We start from the raw sequence: 24,319 nt of genomic DNA on the forward strand, positions 1-24,319 counted from the left end.
AATGGATATAGAAAAGTTAACAGAAAACGCAATTTCATTGCTGAAAAAGTTGATTGAAACACCCTCTTTTTCTGGAGAAGAAGAAAATACTGCAAAACTTATTGAAGATTGGTTTGTTCAAAATAAAATTCCGTTTCAAAGAACAAAAAACAATATTTGGGCAACTAACAAATATTTTGATGAAAGCAAACCAACACTATTGCTAAACTCACATCATGATACTGTAAAGCCAAACTCTGCCTACACAAAAAATCCCTTCGAAGTAATTATTGAAGATGGAAAACTATATGGTTTAGGGGCAAATGATGCAGGAGGATGTTTAGTTTCCTTAATGGCTACTTTTGCTACTTTTTATGCTCTCGAAAATCTAAAATATAATTTAGTAATTGTTGCATCTGCAGAGGAAGAAAATTCTGGAAAAAATGGGTTAAATTCTATGTTGCCAATCATACCAGCAATTGATGTGGCTATTGTTGGTGAGCCTACTTTAATGCATTTAGCAGTTGCAGAAAAAGGTTTGGTAGTTTTTGATGCAGATATTGCAGGAACTCCTAGTCATGCAGCACATCCAAATGATAACAATTCAATTTACAACACCATTGAAGTTTTACAATGGTTTAAAGATTTTAAGTTCGATAAAACTTCTGATGCTTTAGGCGATGTAAAAATGACAGTAACACAAATTAATGCTGGTACACAACACAATGTAGTACCTGCTCACACAAATTTAGTGATTGATGTTCGTGTAAATGACGCCTATTCTAACCAAGAAATCAATGATATTTTACAAGAACAATCGCCTTGCACAACAATCACTCCAAGAAGTTTACGATTAAATTCTTCTTGTATCGATACAAATCATGCATTGGTAAAGTCAGGTATTGCAATGGGAAGAAAAACCTATGGTTCTCCTACATTATCTGATCAAGCAGTATTAAATTGCCAGTCTTTAAAATTAGGTCCTGGAGATAGTACAAGATCACATTCTGCTGATGAATTTATATATTTGGCTGAGATTAAAGAAGGAATAAAAATATATGTTGAATTGTTAAATCGTGTAATTGTTTAGATAAAAAAGTTGAAACAAGAAACAAGACAAAAGAAAAGAGACAAGAATCACGATAAAAGTAGAAACAAGAAACAAGACAAAAATTAAAAATTTTGATTGAGATTTCTTATAAATATTAAAGATAAAATACAGTGAGAATTTTGGAAATAAACGAGCCACAATTACACAATAAAACAAAATACAAATGAAACTTTGGGATAAAGGATTTACTATAGATCAACAAATAGAAAAATTTACAGTGGGTAATGATAGAGAAATAGACATACATATTGCAAAATATGATGTGCAAGCCTCTCTAGCTCATGCTATAATGTTAGAATCTATTGGTATTATTAGTGCTGATGAATTGAAAGACTTAAAAAGAGGCTTACAAGAATTAGCTACTGATATTGAAAACGGAACTTTTGTAATTGAACCTTCTTTTGAAGATGTACACTCTAAAATTGAGTGGGAATTGACAAAAAAATTAGGCGAAGTTGGTAAGAAAATTCATACAGCTCGTTCTAGAAACGATCAGGTTTTGGTAGCCTTACAATTGTATTATAAAGAGAATTTGGCAATTATCAATAGTAAAACAGAAACGTTATTTGATACACTTTTAGGTTTAGCAGAAACGCACAAAGAAAGTTTATTACCTGGTTATACACATTTACAAGTAGCAATGCCATCCTCTTTTGGATTGTGGTTTTCTGCTTATGCAGAATTGCTAATTGATGATGTATATATGTTAAACGCTGTAGCTAAAGTTGTAGACCAAAATCCTTTAGGTTCTGCTGCTGGTTATGGTAGCTCCTTCCCTATTGATAGAGAACTAACTACCAAAGAGTTAGGATTTGCTACTTTAAAATACAACGTGGTTGCTGCACAATTAAGTCGTGGTAAAAGTGAGCGTTCTATTGCTTCTGCTTTAGGAGGTTTGTGTAATACCATGTCTCGTTTTGCAATGGATGTATGTTTGTATATGAGTCAGAATTTTGGCTTTATCACTTTTCCAGATGAATTAACAACAGGAAGTAGCATCATGCCACACAAAAAAAATCCTGATGTTTTTGAATTGATCCGTGGAAAATGTAATAAAATTCAGGCTTTACATACAGAAATGGTGATGATTACCAATAATTTACCAACAGGTTATCACAGAGATTTTCAATTATTAAAAGAAAATATTATTGCTGCTTTTGAAGATGTAAAAGATATTTTAGACATTTTTAATTATGCAATTCAGCAAGTAATTGTAAAAGATATTGATTTGAATGATGAAAAATATCAATATTTATTTACAGTAGATTCTATCAATAATTTAGTAGTTGAAGGTATGAGTTTTAGAGAAGCCTATCAAAAAATTGGTGGCCAAGTACAAGCAGGTAATTACAAGCCAGATTTAGGAAAACAACATTCACATGTTGGGAGTATTCATAATTTAAGTTTAGATAAAATTAAAGAAAAGTATCCTAAATAGTTATACAATCAACAAAAAAATAATTAAAATCAAGTTAGTACAGGTTAGTAATACAAAATAATAAAAGTAATTATGTAACCTATAATCACATAAGAAAACAACTAAACTTTATTAGATGAAAATAGGAATACTAAAGGAATTAAAGAAAGGAGAAAAAAGGGTCTCACTTTCTCCTTTTATTACAAAAAAATTAGAAAAAAATGGTTTTTCTGTTTTTGTAGAAACAGGAGCTGGAGATAATTCTTTATATAAAGATTCTGACTACAAATCTTCTGGAGCAACCATTGCAACTAGAAACGAAATATTTGAAACTGCACAAGTACTTATTAAAATTAACCCTTTTGATGAACAAGACTTAGAATTGATCAATAAAAATCATATTCTAATAAGTCAATTGTATCATAAATCTAATCCAGAATTAATCAAAGCAATATCAGAAAAGGGTGCAACTGCATTTTCTATGGATGCAATGCCTAGAATTTCTAGAGCACAAGATATGGATGTTTTAAGTTCTCAAAATAATTTAGCAGGTTACAAAGCCGTTATTTTAGGGGCTTATGAAATGACAAAAATATTTCCATTAATGATGACTGCAGCAGGCACAATTACACCTGCTAGAGTGCTAATTTATGGAGTAGGTGTTGCAGGTTTACAAGCAATTGCTACTGCAAAAAGATTGGGTGCTGTTGTAGAAGCAACAGACATTAGATCAGAAACAAAAGAACAAACAGAATCTTTAGGTGCTAAATTTATATCAGTAGAAAACACCAATGAAGAATCTGAAGGAGGTTATGCTAAAGAAGCATCTGAAGACTATGCTAAAAGACAAAAAGAAGCGGTTAATGCCTCTTTATTTAAAGCTGATTTGGTAATTACAACTGCAAGTGTACCTGGTAGAAAAGCACCGGTATTAATTACAGAAGAGCAAGTACAACAAATGAAAAATGGTGCTGTTATCATCGATTTATCTGCTGCTCAAGGAGGTAATTGTGAAGTGAGTATATTAGACGAAACAACTCTTGTAAATGGTGTAAAAGTAATAGGTACAGCCATGTCGCCAGAAAGTGTTGCTACCAATGCAAGTGAATTATATGCAAAAAACGTTTATAATTTTATGATGCATCTTACAGAAAACCAAATTTTCAAATGGGATTTAGAAGAAGAAATTACAGACGAAACTTTAATAATTAAAGACGGCGTTCAACGTAAAAAATAATAAAAATGAAAGAACTTATAGAGTTTATTAATAACAACTTGCAAATTGTATACATTATAATTTTAGCAATATTTGTTGGTATAGAAGTTATAAAAAGTATTCCTGCTGTTTTACATACACCTTTAATGTCTGGTGCAAATGCTTTAAGTGGTGTTGTAATTGTTGGGGCAATTTTAGTAATGTTACACTCTAACCCTACAGATTATTTAGCATTAGGTCTTGGTTTTACAGCTGTAGTTTTAGGTGTATTAAATGTGGTAGGTGGTTTTGCAGTTACCAACAGAATGTTAGAAATGTTTAAAAAGAAAAAATAATGAGTGTTATATTAAGTATTATTTATCTAATTGCAACAGTAACTTTTATTGTTGGATTAAAAAAATTAGGACATCCTGATACTGCTAAATCTGGAAATTTAATTGCAGCTACAGGAATGGGATTGGCTATTATTGGCACTATTTTTATACACGATTTACAAGTACCAACAATTATTTATGTACTAATTGGTATTGCAATAGTAATAGGTTCTATTATTGGTTGGTTGATAGCTATTAAAGTAGAAATGACAAAAATGCCAGAATTGGTATCTTTATTTAACGGATTTGGAGGAGCAAGTGCTGCTTTAATTGGTATTGTAGAGTTTGGAAATTCTGATATTAAAACTACAAGTGCAACTATTGTTGCCACCATTTTATCTGCCATTGTTATTGGAGCTATTACTTTTTCTGGTAGTTTAATTGCTTGGGGAAAATTAAATGGTTCTGTTAAAAGTGTTGTAAAAATACCTCAATATAATATTATAAACAATTTAGTAATTATAGCAATTATTGCTGCATCTACCTATTTAGTTGCTGGTAGCATAGACAACCCAATATTTTTATATGCTATTTTAACAGCTGGTTTATTGTATGGTATTTTATTTGTGTTGCCAATTGGTGGTGCAGATATGCCTGTAGTAATCTCTTTATTAAACTCTTTAACAGGTATTGCAGCAGCAATTACCGGAGTTTTATATGGTAATATGGTAATGCTTGTAGGAGGTATTTTAGTAGGTTCTGCTGGTATTATTTTAACAGTTGCCATGTGTAAAGCCATGAATAGAACTTTGTTTTCTGTTATTTTTGGCTCTTTTACAGCAAGTGAAGGACCAGAAGGAACCAACAAAGCTTTAGGTTCAATAAAAAGTACCACTTCTAGTGATGCTGCAATAATGATGAATTATGCAACAAACGTTATTATTGTACCTGGTTATGGTTTAGCTGTTGCACAAGCACAACATGTAATTCATGAATTAGAAGAATTATTGGTTAGTAAAGGGGTAAATGTAAAGTATGCAATTCATCCTGTTGCAGGTAGAATGCCTGGACATATGAATGTTTTATTAGCAGAATCTAATGTAGATTATGATCTTTTGGCAGAAATGGAAGACATAAATCCTCAATTTAATAACGCAGATGTTGTTTTAGTTGTTGGTGCAAATGATGTTGTAAACCCTGCTGCTCATAATGATCCTTCAAGTCCTATTTATGGAATGCCAATTCTAGATGTAGAAAACGCCAAACATATTGTTGTAAATAAAAGAAGTATGAAAGCTGGTTATGCTGGTATAGAAAATGAACTATTTTATAATGATAAAACTTCTATGCTGTTTGGTGATGCTAAAAAAATGATTACAGAATTAGTTGCTGAAATAAAGAATATGTAAGACTACTAAATGTTATTAATTTATTAAATTTATAACACTTAATAAATGAAATCCACTTTTTATCTTTTCAAAATTTAGAGGAAATAATTAAAGTGGATTTTTTTTATGGCTTAAATTAAAATTTCTTGTAAAAAACTAATATTCCGTTTTTTAAAGTAGTGAGTTTATGGTGACGTTGCTTTATATAGAACTGCAGAAGTTGTTGATGAAATTTTATAATCACAATCTGCCATAATAAAAGCTGATTGTCCTTTATTAAGAATTAAATCTGAGAGACTATCTTCTTCTTGTAATGTGATATTTCCTTCAATTACAATGATAATTTGAGCACTATTTGATTTAGATTGATACTCCTCCTCTTTATTACCTGATAATCTAATCTGACTCAGTTCAAAATCTAGAGCTGGACTTTTATAAACAAACTCCAAACCATTAGATTGTATTTTTCCTTTAATAATATTTGGAATGGTTTCTTGAAAAACTATATGTTTTAATAATTCAGGCACATCAATATGTTTAGATGTTAAACCACCACGTAAAACATTATCAGAATTAGCCATTAACTCCATATTTTGACCTTCTAAATATGCATGTGGAATTCCTGCATCTTGAAAAACGGCTTCTCCTTTATCAACCTTTACAAGGTTAAAAAAATAAATAGAATAAATACCTTTGTCTAAATCAGCTTCTTTAGTAGCAGAAATAACAGCTTTGGCTGCCCAAAAAGCAGGGTCAGATTTATTTAATTTACCAGATTTACTTAAAGGTACTATTCTTTTTATCAATGGACGCAGCATTTGGTTTGTTTCCTCAACTGTTTGACTCATTACTTTTTGATACAATCCTAAATACCCTTTTTCATTAAATACTGTTTGTAAAATTGAAAATTCTGGGATTGATGAAAGTACTTTTACCAACTTATCTTTGGGCAAAAAACCATGCAGTAACCAAAATTCACTAAGAGCCACCATTATTTCTGGCTTATGATTGTTATCCTTATAGTTTCTATAAGAAGCATTTAGAGGTATTCCTAAATCATTTTCTCGCTTAAAACCTTTTTCAGCTCCAACTTTAGTTGGATGAACTTGAATTGACAACATTTCACAAACATCTAGCACTTTAAATAAAAAGGGCAATCTACCAAACTTCTTTGCTGTTTTATCTCCCAACCCTTTAATAAGGTTACTATTTAAAAACTCATCTAAATTTAATTCTCCTTTATCTGTTACCACAAAAGAAGGAGCATTTATATGAGCTCCCAGCCAATATTCTGCATACTTTTTATTTTCTGATTTAATACCTAGTAAATCAGGAATATAATTAGAGCCTCCCCAGATATAATTTTTAATTTTTCCTTTGAGACTAAGTATTTTAGGCATATTTTATAATCATTATTTAATTTTATAAAAATAGTGAAATTCAAAAAAACATCTATTAAACTTGTTGCTTTTTATCTTAAAAATAATGAAACCTTATAAAAATATTTTAAACAAAAGAAACTAGATATTTAAAAAAATGAAATTAAAAAATGAAAGATGATATTCGAATTGATGTATATTTGTCAATCTAAAATTTTGAATAAATATTGTTAGCTTAAAATTAGAACTATTTATTTTAAGCATTGATTTTTATTTTTAAATAAAGCGCACGTGGCGAAATTGGTAGACGCGCAGCCTTGAGGGGGCTGTAAACGCAAGTTTGTGGAAGTTCGAATCTTCTCGTGCGCACTTTTAATGTTCCCTTTTATTAGCTTCTTCAAATAAATAAAATGCTTTTAGATAAAATTAACCTTTCTAAATCCTTTTATTAGTATTATTGCAATATGCAAAAACTACTCTCTATTTTATGCTTATGTTTTTCCTTAAGCATATTCTCTCAAAACGATACAATTCGTGTTAAAAAATTGAAAGGCCAAATTATTCATGCGGTTAACAAAAAACCTTTAAGTGCAGCACACATTTTAGATTTGAATAGTGTAAATGGTACAATTACAGATGATGAAGGTTTTTTTGAAATTCCAACGAGAGCAAATGATACTATTTTAGTTTCTTATTTAGGATATGAATCTATAAAAGTAAAAGTAACAAACGATTTACTAAAGGGAAACGAACTATTAATTGCTTTGTATGAAAAACCTCAAGAAATTAAAGAAGTAGTTATAAAATCTACAAAATTAATTGGTGTTTTAGAAATTGATATCAAACAAGTGCCAAAAGATAGGTTTACAAGAATTAAAATTAATGGATTGCCACAAACCTATGAAGTAGGTAAACCAAAAGGTGCAAACCTCTCCTCTCCTATTGCTGCTATTTTTCAACCTGTTGATTTCCTTTACAATCTATTTGGCAATAAACCAAAGCAATTAGAAAAGCTACAAAAATTAAAAGGCGAAGATGATTTACGTAAAATGTTAGCTGGTAAATTTGACAGAGAAGTAATGATGGAATATTTGCAAATGGACAGACAAGAACTCACAGAATTATTATCTGATTGTAATTATTCTGAATATTTTATCAAAAAAGCTTCTGATTTACAAATGATTGAAGCTGTTTTAGATTGTTATGAAAACTACAAAGCTCTTAAAAAAGGTAAGATTGAACGTGATAAAATACCTGTTAAGAATTAGATTTTTAATACCAAAATAATTTATTTATAAAACTAAACATATTTAGGTTTAAATTTAAAGTCACTTTTTATTTAACAATGAATCAAAAATACTTTATACACATTTACTCTTACTAATATGTTTTATTTATTTCCCCAAAGTTGTTAGTACTTATAAAAAAAACACTGTTTATTTATTTCTATTTTATTCTACTACTATAGAGTATATCAATCAATAAAAATTGATTGTGTACTGTAATAATTAATAATTTGGCTTTGCTTAAAAACTTTTGATATTAAATATGAATAAGTAACAAATAACGCTAAAATGTTTTTTTTCTTGATTAAAAAAAACATAAAAAAAAGCTTCAGAAAACTGAAGCCTTTTTTTGTTGTACAATTATTAATAATAAAGCCCCTAATCTCTATTAAAATTATTTGAACATTACAAACATAATACTTTTTATTAACAAATAACAAATTTTATCAACAAAAATTAACTTTTTTCATAAATTAATTCAATATAATAATGAATGTTTTGAAAATCATTATGTTATAAATTATTAATTCACATAAAATTCTCATTATATTATCTTTAAAAATATTATATAGATTTATAGTCAGAATTTACACCCTAAATCTTTAGATTACACTCTCTAAATAAAAATGAATTTGATAAACTTAATAAAAGAGTCTTATCTTTAAAATGAATTTAGAGGTAAAATTTATGAAGTTAATATCCTTAAAAATATTAAATAAATAATAATCTATAATAATTTTTGAAATTCTAAATTGTTTATTCATTTCTAATTGAAGATTGTTAAGCGAATTGAATTAGATAATTATGAATAACTGCTTAAATATAAGCAAAAATAGGCTTCAGAAAACTGAAGCCCATTTATAACTCTCTACAATCAATAATAATAAAGCCCCTAATCTCTATTAAAATAATATTTTGCAGATAACAAATATAGCACTTTTTATTAACAAACAACATACCTTATCAACAATTTTTAGTTTTTTTTCCTTTTATATTTTTAAAAAAAGCATAAAATACCTTAAAATCAGCCTTTTCACTGTTAGTTGTGTCATAAGGTTTAGAAAATTTTATCTTTTTATTACCAAAATCTAATGCTGCCATTACTATTGGCACATTGGCTCCTTTAGCAATATAGTAAAACCCAGTTTTCCAGGTAGCTACTTTTTTTCTGGTTCCTTCTGGAGATAATGCCAATCTAAACTCTTTTTTAGAGTTAAAAGTAGCTACTACTCCATCTACAAAATTATTGCTTTTTGATCGGTCTACTGGTGTGCCTCCTAACATTCTAAAGAAAAAACCAAAGGGCCATTTAAACAAAGACTTTTTGCCAATAAATTGAATCATTGTACCTGAAGCCATTCTAGTTAATATTGCAATAGGAAAATCTACCCAACTTGTATGTGGAGCAACAACAACAACATACTTTAAAGGCGATTTTGGAAAATCTCCTTCTAGTTTCCAGCCTAAAATGGTAAATAATATAAATCTTGAAATTGTTTTCATAAACGATGAATATCAATCTTTACAAAATCCTTATATAAAGGTTTTATTTTATAATTTAAAGTGATAAATTTATGAACTTAAACTGACATAATGAACCAATTAATTATTTACTTCTTAATAGCACTGTTTTTTAGCATTATAGGTTTTTTTATTGGAAAACTTCTAGGAAAACTAAATTATCAGAAAGAAAAAAGCACCTCAGAAAAAGAAAAAAATACTTTAGAATTTGAAATTTCTAAACTAAATGAAACCGTTAAAAAAGCAGATAGTAAAGTAGATGATTTACAAAGTGAATTAAAATTTATTCAAAAAGAAAAAGAAAATTTAATTTCTGATAAAATACGTTTAGAAACCGAGTTTAAAAACACAAAAGAAAAATTAGAAACTAATAAAAAGGAAGTAGAAAAATTACAAGAAAAATTTACGAATGATTTTGAAGTATTGGCTAACAAAATACTTGAAGAAAAATCGAATAAATTTACCATCCAAAATAAAGAAAACTTAAAAATAATTTTAAATCCTCTACAAGAAAAAATTAAAGGTTTTGAAGACAAAGTAGACAAAACTCACAAAGAAAGTATCGATTATCATGCTGCTTTACGCCAGCAAATTTTAGGTTTAAGAGAGCTAAACCAACAAATGAGTAAAGAAACTTTAAACCTTACCAAAGCTTTAAAAGGCGATAATAAAATGCAAGGAAACTGGGGCGAATTAGTTTTAGAACGTGTTTTAGAAAAATCTGGTTTAGAAAAAGATAGAGAATACTTTGTACAACAAAGCTTTACAAACGATGATGGTAAAAGAGTATTGCCAGATGTTGTGATTCATTTACCAGATAATAAAAAAATGATTGTCGATTCTAAAGTATCACTAACTGCCTATGAACAATTTGTAAACGAGGAAGATGAAACTTTAAAAGGGCAATTTTTAAAAGATCATATAGCATCACTTACAAGACATGTAGAACAGTTAAGTGAAAAAAAATACGAAGATATTTATAGAATTCAATCGCCAGATTTTGTTCTCTTATTTATACCTATAGAACCTGCATTTGCAGTTGCTATTAATACTGATACCAATTTATATAACAAAGCCTTTGAAAAAAATATTGTTATTGTTACTCCTACTACTCTATTGGCTACTTTAAGAACCATAGATTCTATGTGGAATAATGAAAAACAACAAAAAAATGCTATAGAAATTGCCAGACAAGCAGGTGCTTTGTATGATAAGTTTCAAGGGCTTTTAGGAGATTTAATTGGTATTGGTAAAAGAATTGACGATAGTAAAAAAGAATATTCTAATGCTATGAACAAGCTTTTTGACGGCAGAGGAAACCTAATTACGAGTGTTGAAAAATTGAAGAAAATGGGGGCAAAAGCAAAAAAAGCAATTCCAGAAAATATAATTAATAAAGCTAATGACAACTCATAAAACATCAAAAAAAAAAGCTTCTTTATTAGAAGCTTTTTTTAATTTATAATATAATTTATTCAAACCATTTTTCTAACCTTCTTTTGGTACGATCAAAAGTATTTCTTTCCCAAATTACTTCAAAACCATTCCAAAGTGTTCGTACTTTTGTACCTCCGTCTTTATAAATAATAAATTTGATATCTTCAAATTCTAAATAAACATTATTTACCTCACTTGCAGAAGATATATACTTGTTATGCGTTTCTTTTATTTTTTCAATTTTATTCAACAATTCTTTTGCTGTATCTAATGGAATATATCTAAATCCATAAGCTGTACCTATTACTCCAGATTCATTTCTATTATTTCCAAAAAAAGCCAAAAGCAATCCTTTTTCTTTTACTGCATTACAATTAAAAGCTGTAGAAATTAAACCAGCATCATCATCTGCTGCTAAATTTTCTGTTTCAAATTTTACTTCTTTTCCTGCTGTTTGCTTAATTAGGTATTTTACAATGTACTCTTTAGATCTAAACTGACTTATTTCTTTTGATATTGCTTTTCTATCAGCATCTGCTGCAACAAAACTTAAAGCGGCTAATCCTTTTGGAATTTTAGTACTTGAATTATTTTGAGAATATAATGCATTAAAAGTAAAAAAAAGTGCAATTAAAATAGTTAATTTTTGTTTCATCTTTTGGTTTTTAGTTAGTTATAACGATAAAATATTTATGATTAATGCTAAAATACAATAAAACAGTATTTCACTTTATAAAATTCAATTTCATTTATAAACATTTTATAACAATTCTCTTTTCTAAAAAAACTTTAACAAGTTAAATAGTTAGCGTTTTTAAGTTTCTTTAAAAAAAACTTAATTATTCATCTGTATTATGGGTTTTTAACCATTCTTCTCCTTTTGCATCTCTAAAAAAGTCCATCCAAACATAATACATCACTTTTCCTTTATCTACAGAAACAGAATGACTCGAACCTAAAGGAATATGAAGTACAGAAAACTCTGGAAAATCTATTTGATCTTTATCTGCATATACAATTGTATTATTATTAGACAAACCTAAAAACAACTGTTCTAACATTGGGTGTTCATGAAAACCAACTCTATCTGGTCCTGTTGTTTGCACAGTTCCCATAGCAATTCTTGGTATATATTTGTTAGGTAAAATTGTTCTACTTACAGTATTTGGGCTCTTAATTGGCTCTGTATAAGATTTACAATCTGTAAACTTTGCATAGTACACATTTTGAGTACGTTCGTCTAAAAAGACTTCTAAATCTAATTTATCTTGAGCAGTTAATAAACTCTTAATTCTTAAATAATGTAACGTATCATTTTTTGCTGCATTAATCGTTATATTTTTAAGAGATTGAGGTAATAAAATTGTTTCAGGTACAATTTCATAAATTGAATCTGCAGCAACTACATTTCCTTTACCTTTTACAAATAAGAAAATTGTTTTGTAATCATCACTAAAAGAATCTTCTAATCCTTTTTCTCCTGTAACAGCAACATGATCTACATGAATTCCTTTAATTTCATTTTCTAAAATCACAGTACTACTGTGTTGTGTATTGGCTGCTAATTGAGTTTTTAAATTTTCAAAGGAATTCCTGAAGTTTTAGTAGTTTTAAGAGTCTTTGTATTTTCAGGACTTTTAGAAGCTTGTTTACACTGTGTAATTGTAAATAATGATGCTACAAAAAATAAAATTGTGAGCTGTTTTTTCATATTCAATAATTAAAGATATTTAGTTTTTACGTATCACTAAATATAGTACTATTATTCTAAAGCATTTAAAAGACATTGTTTCTAATTTTCTAATGAAGATTTACAGGTTTTTATGTAGTTTTGATTTCAATTAAAAATTAATTTATTATTCACTTTATAGACGTCATATTACCCATTCCTATTCAGAAAACATTTACGTATTCTATTACTGAAGATGAAGCCAATTTTCTACAAAAAGGAATGCGAGTTGCTGTTTCTTTTGGGAAATCTAAAATGTATTCTGCGTTGGTTTTAAATATTCATCAAACAAAACCAACGTTGTATGAAGCCAAAGATATTCATCAAATTTTAGATGAAATTCCTTTGGTTAACGAACTACAATTAAAACATTGGCAATGGATTGCTAGTTATTATATGTGTTCTTTGGGTGATGTTTATAGAGCTGCTTTACCCTCTGCTTTTTTATTAGAAAGCGAAACTATTATTAATAAAAATGAAAGCTTTACAGACGAATCTATTCTTGCTGATGATGAATTTTTAATTTTTGAAGCCTTACAACATCAATCTCAGTTAACAATTCATCAGGTTTCTGATATTTTAGGGAAGAAAAAAGTAATGCCTATTGTAAATGCTTTGATTAAAAAAGAAGCAATTACTATTAAAGAAGAAATTTACGAACAATACAAACCAAAATTGGTAAAATATGTTCGTTTACATGCAAATTATTCTTCAGACGATTCTTTAAATGCTCTTTTAGAAGAACTCTCTAGAGCAAAAAAACAACGAGAAGCTGTTTTAGCGTTTTTTCAATTATTATCTACTAAAAAACCAATAAAAGCAAAAGATTTAGAAGAAAAAGCAGCTGTTTCTTCTTCTATCTTAAAATCTTTGGTAACTAAAAACATCTTTGAATTTTATCATATTCAAACTGATAGGGTTCAATTTAAAGGAGACACCAATGATTTAAAAGTACTGAATGAATTTCAAGAAAAAGCACTTGCTGAAATTAAAGAAACTTTTAAAGAAAAAGACGTAACACTTTTACACGGAATTACAAGTTCTGGTAAAACAGAAGTGTATACAAAGTTAATTCAAGAAGTTTTAGACGCTGGTAAACAAGTATTATTCTTGTTACCAGAAATTGCTTTAACTACCCAAATTATTACTCGTTTACAGTTTTATTTTGGCGAACAAATTTCTGTTTTTCACTCTAAATATTCTATGAATGAACGTGTAGAAGTTTGGAATAACATCTTAGAAAACAAACCAAAAGCAAGAATTATTTTAGGGGCTCGTTCTTGTATATTTTTACCTTTTTCTAACTTAGGTTTGATTGTTGTTGATGAAGAACACGAAACTTCTTACAAACAATTTGAACCTTCTCCAAGATACAATGCACGTGATGCTGCTATTGTTTTATCAAAATTACACAGTGCAAAAATTTTATTAGGTTCTGCTACACCATCTTTAGAGAGTTTTTTTAATGCACAACAAAAAAAATATGGTTTTGTTGCTTTAAATAGGCGTCATGGAAATGTACAATTGCCTAAAATTGAATTGATTGATGTAAAAGAAAAACAACGAAAAAAGGAAATGAAAGGTCATTTTTCTGATCGATTGTTAAAATTGATTCAAGAAGCTTTAGATTTAAAAGAGCAAGTAATTTTATTCCAAAACAGACGTGGATTTTCGCCAGTTGTAGAGTGTAAAACTTGTGGAGTATCGCCTCAATGTCCTAATTGTGATGTCAGTTTAACATTCCATAAATTCAGGTATGAATTACGCTGTCATTATTGTAATTATCAACGTGCAATGCCAAATAGTTGTGGAGCTTGTGGCAGCAATACTTTAGACAATAAAGGTTTTGGAACCGAAAAAATTGAGTTAGAATTAAAAGAACTCTTTCCAGATTTTAACATCGGGAGAATGGATTTAGATACGACTCGTGGAAAATTTGGGTATCAGAAAATAATTGTTGCTTTTGAAGCCAAAGAAATAGATATTTTGGTAGGTACACAAATGCTATCTAAAGGATTAGATTTTGAAAATGTATCTTTAGTAGGCGTTTTAAGTGCAGATTCTATGTTAAACTACCCAGATTTTAGAGCCCATGAACGTGCTTATGATATGATGGTACAAGTTTCTGGTAGAGCTGGTAGAAGTAAAAAACAAGGTAATGTAGCCATACAAACTTACAATCCTTACCATCAAATATTGCAACAAGTGTCTACTACTAATTATATAGAAATGTATAAAGAACAATTGCAAGAACGTTGGCAATATAAATATCCTCCTTATTATAGATTGATAAAAATTACCCTAAAACATAGAGATTATACAAAAGTAGATACTGGTGTAAATTGGTTATTTAAAGCATTGTATAACTCTTTTGGAGAAAACGTTTTAGGACCAACTGCTCCTGCAGTTTCTAGAATTCGGAATCAATATATTAAGAATATTGTGATTAAAATTCCACCAAAACAGAGTTTAGCAAATACAAAAAATCAAGTAACTAAAATTAGAAATACGTTTGAAGCTGTGAAAGATTTTAGACCAATCAGGTTTATTGTTGATGTGGATGCATATTAAAAATTTAGCTTCTAAAAAATAGTATAACCAAGTATTAAAGAAGAAGATTGAAAATCTCCAACTCTAGCAGAATACCCAAGAAGATCTCTATTAGTAAACGTTCTAATTTCTAAACTAATTTTATCTTTATATTTATAACCAATACCAAGACTGTAATTTAATACAGTGCTAATATCATAATTATTTTCTCCAGTTACCTTAGAGTTTAAAGGAATATCAAAAACCAAAGATGTGTTAATAAATAAACTTGAATTTTTATTTAAATAAAAATAAACCCAAAGGTATTTCTATCGAGGAATATTCGATTGTAGTTTCTCTAGCAATAGTATCTTCTTTAGAATCTTTATAAGGAGAATTGTATGTGGGTTCTATTATTAAACCCCATTTATTATTGTTAAATGGAAATAAATATTCTAATTCGAAACCAAACCTTAGAGGTTGTTTATTTTCAAAACTTAGATTTCTAATTGCAATATCATTTCCTAAAAAAAATGAAGAAAAATTAACACCAGACTTAATATTTAATTTGAATATACTTTTAGATTTTTTAGAATTTTTTAAAGAATAGTTTATCATTTTAGATTTAGCACAGGTATTGTATAGTGTAAATATATCTACTAAATCTGACTTACGATATTTTAAACTTTTCAGTTTTCCTGCTTTTATTTTTTCACAGTTTAAATTAATTAACAATTGTTGTTTATAGTATTCATTTTTCTTTATAGTTGAACTAAACCCAGTTGTAAAACTTTTAAAAACTAATTGTTTAACCTCAGAAGTATTTTTTTTGTAAAAAAATCGTAAAAAATTAGATTCAGAATATTGGTATAAACTAGCTTCTCCTTCTATTAATACCATTAAAAATAAACGTTCTTCGTTAAATTTAACTTTTCTTGTAGTACTAATTTCATCTATTATTTCACTAGATCTATCAATTTTTACAGAATGCCTTTCATATTTAGAAATATTATATATTTCAAAAACTTTTACATCATCTATTGTAGCTTTAATTTTTTCACCGTCTGAAGATAATTTATATGTAAAACTCTTAGGGTTATTGAGTAAATCTAGATTTTTTATAAGACATTCTATTTTTTCTCCAGAATTTTTTATAAAGTATCCTTTTTCAAATGAAGATTGTGCATGAGAATTAAAATAGGTAATTAAAATAGGTAATTAAAACTATCGTAAATATTAGATATTTTTTCATTTTTAGCATTTTTTTTTGTTAAAATAGTTTAAAATATACTTTGCGCAACTCTTAAAATAAAATTCTCAAAAAAATCGTTTTTTAAACATTGGCAATATAATATGCTTGCTCTTTATTATCTATTTATAAAAATCACACCAAAACAAAGTTTAGCAAATACTAAAAAACAACTTTAAAAAATTAAAATTACTTTTGAAGCTGTTAAAGGTTATAGACGAATCAGGTTTATTATTGATGTAGATGCGTATTAGATTAGTTGACAGTATTCAGTTTCAGTTTACAATACAAAACTGGCCTGTTTACTGCAACTGAAAACTGAGACTAAATTAATAGTTTCGATACTGTTTGGTTTCTTCAAAAACGTGCTCTAGAATTTTTTGATCTTTTTCATCAAAAACAATATCTCTACGTTTCATTACCACTTCTGCAACTTCAAAAACCTTATTGGTTTTATACTCTGTAAAACCTGATGCACCTCCCCAACTAAAAGAAGGAACAAAATTTCTTGGAAAACCGCTTCCAAAAATATTTGCACTAACCCCTACTACAGTTCCTGTATTAAACATAGTATTTATACCACATTTAGAGTGATCACCCATCATTAAACCACAAAATTGCAAACCTGTTTTTGCAAAACGACCAGTTTCATAATCCCAAAGTTTAACTTCGGCATAATTATTTTTTAAGTTAGAGTTGTTAGTGTCTGCACCTAAATTACACCATTCTCCTAAAACAGAATTCCCTAAATAACCATCATGTCCTTTGCTAGAATACCCAAATAAAACAGCATTACTAACCTCTCCTCCTACCTTACAATAAGGGCCTAAAGTTGTACCTCCGTATATTTTTGCCCCCATTTTTAAAACAGCATGATCACACATTGCAAATGGGCCTTTTACTGCAGAATTTTCTAAAACAACAGCATCTCTACCAATATAAATTGGGCCAGATGAAGCATTTAGAGTTGCAAAAGTAATTTCTGCTCCTTCTTCTATAAATATATTTTCTTTATTGATGTATCTTGTTCCTTCAGGGATTGGTTGTGATGTTCTACCTTCTGTAAGTATATCAAAATCTTGCTGAATTGCTTGATAGTTTAAAGAGAAAATATCCCAAGTATTTTTTACTTGTATTAACTCTTCTTCAAATTCTATTTGTTTGTAAGCATCAAAATTTACTTCTTCTTGAGAGTCTTTTGTATAAAAAGCAATTACATCATCACCTTTAAAAATAGCTTCATTTTCTGATAAATTCTTTACTTTTTCAACCAAATTTTTAGTCGGACAAAAAGAAGCATTGATTAAAATATTTTGCTCCATTTCTACCATCGGATATTTTTCTTCCAAATACTCCTCTGTAATTGTGGTAGTTGTGAGGCCTAAACGTTTTTCCCACTTTTCTCTAATGGTTAAAATACCAATTCTAATATCTGCAACTGGTCTTGTATAGGTAAAAGGCAGTAGTGATTTTCTAACATCACCATCAAATAAAATATAATTCATTTTTTCTTTTTAGTAGTATGGCAAATCTACTTTAAAATAGGCACAAAAAAAACCGATTGTAAAATTTACAATCGGTTTTTTTTATTTATTGTTGATTTCTATTATTGTTTTAGAAACTTTTGACTTCCAATTTTATCATCAGCAATTACTTTTAGAATATAAACACCAGTGCTTAAGTTTTCTATATTAATTTTTTCATTTGCTGAAGAAATTGTTTTTGTCAAAGCCAATCTTCCAATATAATCATAAAATTGAACGGTTGCTTTTTCAGAACCAAAAGGCAATTGAATAGTTACTTGATTTGTTGCAGGATTTGGAAACGTATCAAAATCTAATTTTCTAGCCTCTGAAGTGCTTAAAGAAGATGAAGATGAAGTTGCTGTTACTGTTTGATCTGAATCATCAAAGGCACGACCGTTTCCATTTGCAGCATTTACAGCTGTATAAAAAGTAACGTTACCTAAATCTGTAGCTGGTGATTTCCAAGTAAAAGTCCAATTTCCAGAACTTGATGGAGAGGAATGTGTAATTGTATTACCTGATACTCTTGAGCCACTACCTGCTGTAAATGTCCCTATTTTTGTATTAGAGCTATTTTCTGCTGACAGCTGAAAACCATGTGATGAAGAAGAAGAGGTTGTGTTTACACTAATTGTATAGTCTGTGTTTAACAAATATCCAGTAGCAGGTATATTTGATGTAATTGTAGCAGAAGCATTAAAATTACCCCCAGAATGACAAGCTGCACAAGTATTACCTCCATCTCCTGGAGAACCAGATCTTCCATCTGATCTACCTCCAGAGCTAGACATTAATAAAAAAGCTGAAATTGGGATACATAATAATACAAATTTTAAAAAGTAGTGTTTTTTCATAATGATAAATTAAATTTGTTAGTAATTATAGACGAATAAAATAGAAAATGATCACAAAAATAGTTGTTTATTTTTCTTAATTAAATACACAACAATATAATGTTCTTTTATGATTTGATTCACCAAATAAAATTATAATTTCGCTTTTGAGAAAGAAAAACACTGTAAAGAGGAAAAAAACGGCTTTAAAAGGTAAAAATTAAGGTTAAAAAACATAAAAAACTCTTATTTAAAAGAGATCAATAAAAAATAGAATGAAAAAATTTAAACACATAGAAGAATCACAAGTAAAAATTATGGAGTTAATGAAGCCTGTAAACTCTAATTTTAGTGGTAAAATTCATGGAGGCTATATTTTAAATTTGATGGATCAAATTGCGTTTGCTTGTGCCTCTAAACATTCTGGGCATTATTGTGTAACTGCGTCTGTAAATAAAGTCGATTTTTTAAACCCTATTGAAGTTGGTGAACTAGTAACCATGAAAGCATCTATTAACTTTACAGGAAGAACTTCTATGGTTGTTGGTTTAAGAGTAACCTCTGAAAATATTAGATCTGGAGAAATAAAACATTGTAATTCTTCTTATTTTACAATGGTAGCAAAAGATGAAGATGGTAATGGTGCTGCTGTACCAGGAATTATTTTAACTTGTAAAGACCAAGTAAGACGTTTTGCAAGAAGCATTACAAGACAAAGTGAAGGTAAAAATAGAATTTCTAGATTTAGTAGTAAAGTTTTTAAAACGGAAGATTATTTAGATTTACTTGAAAATAGCAATTCTAAAATTGATTTGAAATAAATTTTCTTAAAACATTATTCAGTAAAAATATAATTGCCTCCAACAAGTTTCAAACTTTTTGGAGGCAATTGCTTTATAATATATTTTGATAAACTATCGTAAATCAATCAAAATCAGTATCCATTTTTAGATAATCTAAAAACTCTCTTTTGGTATCTCTTTCTTTAAATTTACCTCCAAATTCTGCAGTTACAGTAGAGCTTTCAATATCTTTAATACCTCTAGAGTTTACACACAAATGTTTTGCATCAATAACACAAGCAACATCTTGTACTCCTAAAGCTTCTTGCATTGCTTGTACAACTTGCATGGTTAAACGTTCTTGCACTTGTGGTCTTTTAGAAAAATACTCTACAATTCTGTTCATTTTAGACAACCCAATTACTTTTCCATCAGAAATATAAGCAACATGAGCTCTACCAATAATTGGTAATAAATGATGCTCGCAAGTAGAATAAACAACAATGTTTTTTTCTACCAACATTTCACCATAATTGTAATTATTGTCAAAAGTAGACGCCTTTGGCATATTTTTAGGATCTAACCCCATAAATATTTCATTTACAAAAGATTTTGCAACTCTTTTAGGAGTTCCTTGTAAACTGTCGTCTGTTAAATCCATTCCTAAAGTGATTAAAATATCTTTTACACTTTCTTGGATTCTTGCAATTTTTTCTTCGTTAGAAATATCAAAAGCATCTGCTCTTAATGGCGTTATGGCAGATGTGCCAATGTGATCTTCTCCTAACTCTTCAATTCTTTCGTCATTCATTTTGCTGCTCAATTCAAACATTTCAATCTTAATTAAAGTGCAAATTTACGTGTTTGCAACGTATTATTATAATTATGCTTCGATAAACTTACACTTCGACAGGCTCAGTGTGACATTCTGAATGTCTATTAATTTTACACCTGTCAGTCTGAGCTTGTCGAAGACTATTTTAATTTTTCTACCAAATCTGATAAAGAACAATCTGATTGCTCTCCAGAAATCATATTTTTTAAAGTAAAAACATCTTCATTTACTTTAGAAACAACAAATTCTATGTTTCTATTCGTAACATATTTCCATTGTCGTTTTTGTGCCTTATTACTTTTACCCAAATCAGGATAAAATTCACTTTTAATATGATGTTCTCTTAAAACTTTCAAGGCTTTCATTTTTGTACTATCGGTAGTTGCATCAAAATTTAAGAAAATTACTTTTGGTTTTGGTAAATTGACTGCTTTAAACAATCCTAACTCTTCTAAAACTAAAAAAATTCTATCCAATCCAAAAGAAATACCAACACCAGAAACATCTTTTAAACCAAAAATTCCCGTTAAATCGTCATATCTTCCTCCACCTCCAATAGAACCAATTTTTACACCTTTTGGTGCAGCAACTTCAAAAATTGCCCCTGTATAATAATTTAAGCCTCGTGCAAGAGTAACATCTACTTCTAAGGCAGCAGTTTCTAAACCTAGTTCTGTAATATTATTGATAACAAAACGCAACTCTTTTACTCCATTTATTCCTTCTTCTGATGAAGCTAACATACTTTCTAAAGAAGCTAAATTCTCTAAATTAGAACCATTAAAACTGAACAAAGGTTGCACTTTTTCTATTGCTTTTGCTGTAATTCCTTTGGCTAACATTTCTTTAACAACGCCTTCTTTACCAATTTTATCTAACTTATCTAAAGCCACTGTAAAATCGATTAATTTATCTTGTGCACCAATTACTTCTGCAATACCAGATAATATTTTTCTATTGTTTATTTTGATGGTTGTACCTGCCAAACCTAATTTGGTAAAAACAGTATCGTATAACTGAATAAACTCCACTTCTTGCCATAAAGACTTACTTCCAACAACATCTGCATCACATTGAAAAAACTCTCTAAAACGTCCTTTTTGAGGACGATCTGCTCTCCAAACTGGTTGCACTTGATATCTTTTAAAAGGAAAAGTAATATCATTTTGATGTTGTACAACATACCTTGCAAAAGGCACTGTTAAGTCGTAACGTAATGCTTTTTCTGAGATTTGAGAAGTTACTTTTATGCTTTCCTTTTCTGATAATAATTTTTCATCTGCTTTTTTTAAAAAATCCCCAGAATTCAAAATCTTAAAAATCAAACGATCTCCTTCTTCTCCATATTTACCCATTAAGGTAGATGAATTTTCAAAACTCGGAGTTTCAATCGGCTGAAAGCCATAAGTTTCAAAAACAGTTTTAATCGTGTTTATTATGTATGTACGATTTGCTACTTCAATTGGCGAAAAATCTCTAGTTCCTTTTGGAATGCTTGGTTTCATATAAATCAGTTATCAATGTTCATTTATCAGTTATCAATTCATCAGAACACTGATAATTGTTAAATGATAATTGCTTTTTACGTCGGCAAATATCGTGAAAAACTTATAAATCTAGGATTTTGTATTGAATTTATTTCTTTGTCTTAAGGCATACAAACTAGCATTTAATTCAAAACCTAGCAATAATATAATTGCGTTTAACCACACAAATACCATCAAAATTAAAAGTGTACCAATAGAACCATATAATTGGTTGTATTGTGCAAATTTAACCACATAAATTCCGAATAAATAAAAGGTACACAAAGTAACTACTGTTGTTAAAACTGCACCTGCAGAAAAAAACTTTGTTTCTTTACCTTGTTTGGTTCCATACCTAAAAAGTAAAGAAACTATGGTAAAAATCATCACTAAAGAAACTACATTTTTACCAATGTAAAATAAATTTAAATCAGCAGTATTCAACCAACCTATTTCATCAATTTTAGATAATGCTACTTGGTATAAAATAAGTGTGGTAATAGTAACAATTAAAAAGAAAGACATTAATAAAGAAACCCCTAAAGAAATAAAATATGCCCTAAAAACGTTTCTAACATCTGTAATATGGTAGGAATGTTCAAAACCACCAAAAATAGCATTGACACCATTTGTCATTAAAAAAATGGATAACAAAAAACCAAAAGAAAGCAGGCCTCCATATTGATTGTTAATAATATCACCTAAAACAGTATTTACAGCATCAAAAGTTTGAGGTGGTAAAATTTCTTTAATAAATGTAAATAAACCTTGCTGAAAACCCTCTATTGGTATGTAAGGTATTAAGGTTAAAATAAATAGTAAAAAAGGAAAAACTGCCATAAAAAAACTGAATGCAATTCCTCCTGCTCTTGTGGTTAATGCTCCTCTAACAATACCTAAAATGTACATTTCTAGCACATCATATAAAGACATGCCCTCTAAACCTGGAATTTTTATTCTCTGACCAAAATTTACCAAAAGGTTTACAATGGGTATTTTTGCTAGTTTATTTTCAATTTCTTTACTCATTATATTTTGTCTTTTAGACACATCCCAAAAAGAGGAAAAACTATTTTTATGATAAGAATATTTTATAAAATTTAACTTCTAATATTTCTACAAATATAAAAAATCAAAGCCACAAAAATAGATGAAATTAAGAAATGGATTTCTAAGTTTCTCAAATAAAGCATGGTAAATTTAAACTACTTACTTGAGTTATATAACTTTATTAATGGTTTTGCTTACTTGTAAAATTCCTTTAAAATTTCATCGTTCGATTTTTATCTATCAAATTAATCTACAACTTTTATTGTACAAAGACACTTACAAAGAATCAATCTACTCTTTACAATTCAAGATCAGAAACCAAAAAAAAATCCAGCAAAAGCTGGATTTTTAAAATTATAATACAAATATTCTTATTGATTTCCTAAAATTATTGGCATTCCAGAATCTCCTGAACCAATTACAATTACCTTACTATTAGAAGATTCAGATAATTTAACAGTTGCTTCTATACCTTTATCTTGTAAAATTTTATCTGTTAAAGAAGCACTTAAAATTTTATTAGCATCTGCTTTACCTTGAGCTTCAATTCTAACCTTTTCTGCTTCTTTTTTAGCAGTTACCAATCTAAATTCATACTCTAAAGATTCTTGCTCTTGCTTTAACTTTCTTTCAATAGCTTGTTTAATTGTTGGTGGTAGTTTTACATCTTCTACCAAAACTCTTTTTACAGTTAAAAATTGGCCTGCTAATAACTTGGTTACTTCGTCTAAAATTTCTTGCTCAATTACATCTCTTTTACTAGAGTATAATTGTTCTGGTGTGTAACGTCCAACCACACTTCTTGCAGCAGCATTAATTGCAGGATCTAGCAATTCACGTTCATAATCTTCACCTTTTGTTTTAATTAAACTCCCTAAGTTTATAAACTCTGGTTCATACCAAATTGTACCATTTACTTTAACTTCTAATCCATTAACAGAAAGTACATTCATTTCATCAGAAATAGATTGCTGACGTACTTTTCTTACAATCATCTTGTTCCAAGGAGCAACAATATGAAAACCTTCTCCATACGTTTTTTCTGTATTTACACCATCTCCTAAAGTTTCAAAAATAACTCCTCCTTCTCCAGGTCCAATAGTTACTGTAGACTTAGAGAATAAAATAATTAATATTACTGCTATAATGATAAAAAACATTCCTCCTTTTGGAAGTTTTAATTCTGTTTGATTACTCGCCATTTTTGTTTGT

21 protein-coding genes and 1 tRNA gene are annotated in these 24,319 nt (G+C 28.7%); 10 read left to right on the plus strand and 12 right to left on the minus strand.

The features are described 5' to 3' along the window. Position 1 precedes the first annotated feature (1 nt). From Q0731_RS05930 to Q0731_RS05950, 5 genes are all read left to right on the plus strand, one after another. A complete protein-coding gene (locus tag Q0731_RS05930) occupies positions 2–1,069 on the plus strand; it encodes a M20 family metallo-hydrolase (RefSeq protein WP_299061218.1) in 1,068 nt (355 codons plus the stop codon). Positions 1,070–1,253: 184 nt separating this feature from the next. Continuing rightward, a complete protein-coding gene (gene argH, locus Q0731_RS05935) occupies positions 1,254–2,528 on the plus strand; it encodes an argininosuccinate lyase (RefSeq protein ID WP_299061220.1) in 1,275 nt (424 codons plus the stop codon). A gap of 115 nt (positions 2,529–2,643) precedes the next feature. After that, positions 2,644–3,744, plus strand: a complete 1,101-nt coding sequence (locus Q0731_RS05940; RefSeq protein ID WP_299061221.1) for a Re/Si-specific NAD(P)(+) transhydrogenase subunit alpha — start codon at positions 2,644–2,646, stop codon at positions 3,742–3,744. A gap of 5 nt (positions 3,745–3,749) precedes the next feature. Beyond that, positions 3,750–4,058, plus strand: a complete 309-nt coding sequence (locus Q0731_RS05945) for an NAD(P) transhydrogenase subunit alpha (protein ID WP_299061224.1) — start codon at positions 3,750–3,752, stop codon at positions 4,056–4,058. Further along, on the plus strand, positions 4,058–5,446 hold the full coding sequence (locus tag Q0731_RS05950; protein ID WP_299061226.1) for an NAD(P)(+) transhydrogenase (Re/Si-specific) subunit beta: 1,389 nt from the start codon (positions 4,058–4,060) through the stop codon (positions 5,444–5,446). The genes Q0731_RS05945 and Q0731_RS05950 overlap by 1 nt, the downstream gene beginning before the upstream one ends. 164 nt (positions 5,447–5,610) lie before the next feature. Here Q0731_RS05950 and manA read toward each other — a convergent pair whose 3' ends face one another. Further along, entirely contained in the window at positions 5,611–6,825 is a 1,215-nt protein-coding gene (manA, locus tag Q0731_RS05955; protein ID WP_299061229.1) for a mannose-6-phosphate isomerase, class I, read from the minus strand. Between the two features lie 264 nt (positions 6,826–7,089). On the opposite strand from manA, the gene Q0731_RS05960 reads away from it, so the two are divergent. Together Q0731_RS05960 and Q0731_RS05965 are read left to right on the plus strand one after the other, a co-directional pair. Beyond that, positions 7,090–7,173: transfer RNA gene (locus tag Q0731_RS05960), tRNA-Leu, on the plus strand. A 176-nt stretch (positions 7,174–7,349) separates the two neighbouring features. Then, positions 7,350–8,072, plus strand: a complete 723-nt coding sequence (locus Q0731_RS05965) for a carboxypeptidase-like regulatory domain-containing protein (RefSeq protein WP_299061231.1) — start codon at positions 7,350–7,352, stop codon at positions 8,070–8,072. A gap of 981 nt (positions 8,073–9,053) precedes the next feature. Here the strand turns inward: Q0731_RS05965 and Q0731_RS05970 are convergent. After that, positions 9,054–9,593 carry a 1-acyl-sn-glycerol-3-phosphate acyltransferase gene (locus Q0731_RS05970; RefSeq protein ID WP_299061234.1) on the minus strand — a complete coding sequence of 180 codons (540 nt, stop codon included), beginning with the start codon at positions 9,591–9,593 and terminating at the stop codon, positions 9,054–9,056. Positions 9,594–9,683: 90 nt separating this feature from the next. Between Q0731_RS05970 and rmuC the strand changes: the two genes are divergently transcribed. Next, the gene (rmuC, locus tag Q0731_RS05975; protein WP_299061237.1) at positions 9,684–11,027 is read left to right on the plus strand and encodes a DNA recombination protein RmuC; all 1,344 of its coding nucleotides are present in this window, start codon (positions 9,684–9,686) and stop codon (positions 11,025–11,027) included. Between the two features lie 55 nt (positions 11,028–11,082). On the opposite strand, the gene Q0731_RS05980 is transcribed toward rmuC, so the two are convergent. Beyond that, the gene (locus Q0731_RS05980; protein WP_299061240.1) at positions 11,083–11,703 is read right to left on the minus strand and encodes a hypothetical protein; all 621 of its coding nucleotides are present in this window, start codon (positions 11,701–11,703) and stop codon (positions 11,083–11,085) included. A gap of 184 nt (positions 11,704–11,887) precedes the next feature. Beyond that, entirely contained in the window at positions 11,888–12,583 is a 696-nt protein-coding gene (locus Q0731_RS05985) for a hypothetical protein (protein ID WP_299061243.1), read from the minus strand. A gap of 320 nt (positions 12,584–12,903) precedes the next feature. Here Q0731_RS05985 and priA point away from each other — a divergent pair, with 320 nt between their 5' ends. Continuing rightward, positions 12,904–15,348 (plus strand): primosomal protein N', encoded by a 2,445-nt coding sequence (gene priA / locus Q0731_RS05990; protein ID WP_299061338.1) that lies wholly within the window; start codon positions 12,904–12,906, stop codon positions 15,346–15,348. An 11-nt stretch (positions 15,349–15,359) separates the two neighbouring features. Here priA and Q0731_RS05995 read toward each other — a convergent pair whose 3' ends face one another. The 4 genes from Q0731_RS05995 to Q0731_RS06010 all read right to left on the minus strand — a co-directional run bounded on the left by Q0731_RS05995 (position 15,360) and on the right by Q0731_RS06010 (position 18,935). Continuing rightward, on the minus strand, positions 15,360–15,575 hold the full coding sequence (locus Q0731_RS05995; protein ID WP_299061246.1) for a hypothetical protein: 216 nt from the start codon (positions 15,573–15,575) through the stop codon (positions 15,360–15,362). 28 nt (positions 15,576–15,603) lie between these two features. Continuing rightward, complete coding sequence (locus tag Q0731_RS06000; RefSeq protein WP_299061249.1) at positions 15,604–16,206, minus strand: hypothetical protein; 603 nt, start codon at positions 16,204–16,206, stop codon at positions 15,604–15,606. 678 nt (positions 16,207–16,884) lie between these two features. Next, complete coding sequence (locus tag Q0731_RS06005) at positions 16,885–18,060, minus strand: GlmU family protein (protein WP_299061250.1); 1,176 nt, start codon at positions 18,058–18,060, stop codon at positions 16,885–16,887. Positions 18,061–18,161: 101 nt separating this feature from the next. Next, entirely contained in the window at positions 18,162–18,935 is a 774-nt protein-coding gene (locus Q0731_RS06010; protein ID WP_299061252.1) for a choice-of-anchor V domain-containing protein, read from the minus strand. 254 nt (positions 18,936–19,189) lie between these two features. On the opposite strand from Q0731_RS06010, the gene Q0731_RS06015 reads away from it, so the two are divergent. After that, the gene (locus Q0731_RS06015) at positions 19,190–19,735 is read left to right on the plus strand and encodes an acyl-CoA thioesterase (RefSeq protein WP_299061254.1); all 546 of its coding nucleotides are present in this window, start codon (positions 19,190–19,192) and stop codon (positions 19,733–19,735) included. Between the two features lie 103 nt (positions 19,736–19,838). Here Q0731_RS06015 and folE read toward each other — a convergent pair whose 3' ends face one another. The 4 genes from folE to Q0731_RS06035 form a co-directional block, all read right to left on the minus strand. Beyond that, positions 19,839–20,507: a GTP cyclohydrolase I FolE gene (gene folE / locus Q0731_RS06020; protein ID WP_299061258.1), complete on the minus strand. Its 669-nt coding sequence runs from the start codon at positions 20,505–20,507 to the stop codon at positions 19,839–19,841. 164 nt (positions 20,508–20,671) lie between these two features. Further along, positions 20,672–22,036, minus strand: a complete 1,365-nt coding sequence (gene hisS / locus Q0731_RS06025) for a histidine--tRNA ligase (protein ID WP_299061260.1) — start codon at positions 22,034–22,036, stop codon at positions 20,672–20,674. A gap of 111 nt (positions 22,037–22,147) precedes the next feature. Further along, positions 22,148–23,086, minus strand: a complete 939-nt coding sequence (locus Q0731_RS06030; protein ID WP_299061261.1) for a YihY/virulence factor BrkB family protein — start codon at positions 23,084–23,086, stop codon at positions 22,148–22,150. A 392-nt stretch (positions 23,087–23,478) separates the two neighbouring features. Then, on the minus strand, positions 23,479–24,309 hold the full coding sequence (locus Q0731_RS06035) for a prohibitin family protein (protein WP_299061263.1): 831 nt from the start codon (positions 24,307–24,309) through the stop codon (positions 23,479–23,481). Between the last annotated feature and the right edge of the window lie 10 nt (positions 24,310–24,319).

The sequence above is a fragment of the uncultured Polaribacter sp. genome (assembly GCF_947497695.1).
Taxonomy (GTDB): Bacteria; Bacteroidota; Bacteroidia; order Flavobacteriales; family Flavobacteriaceae; genus Polaribacter.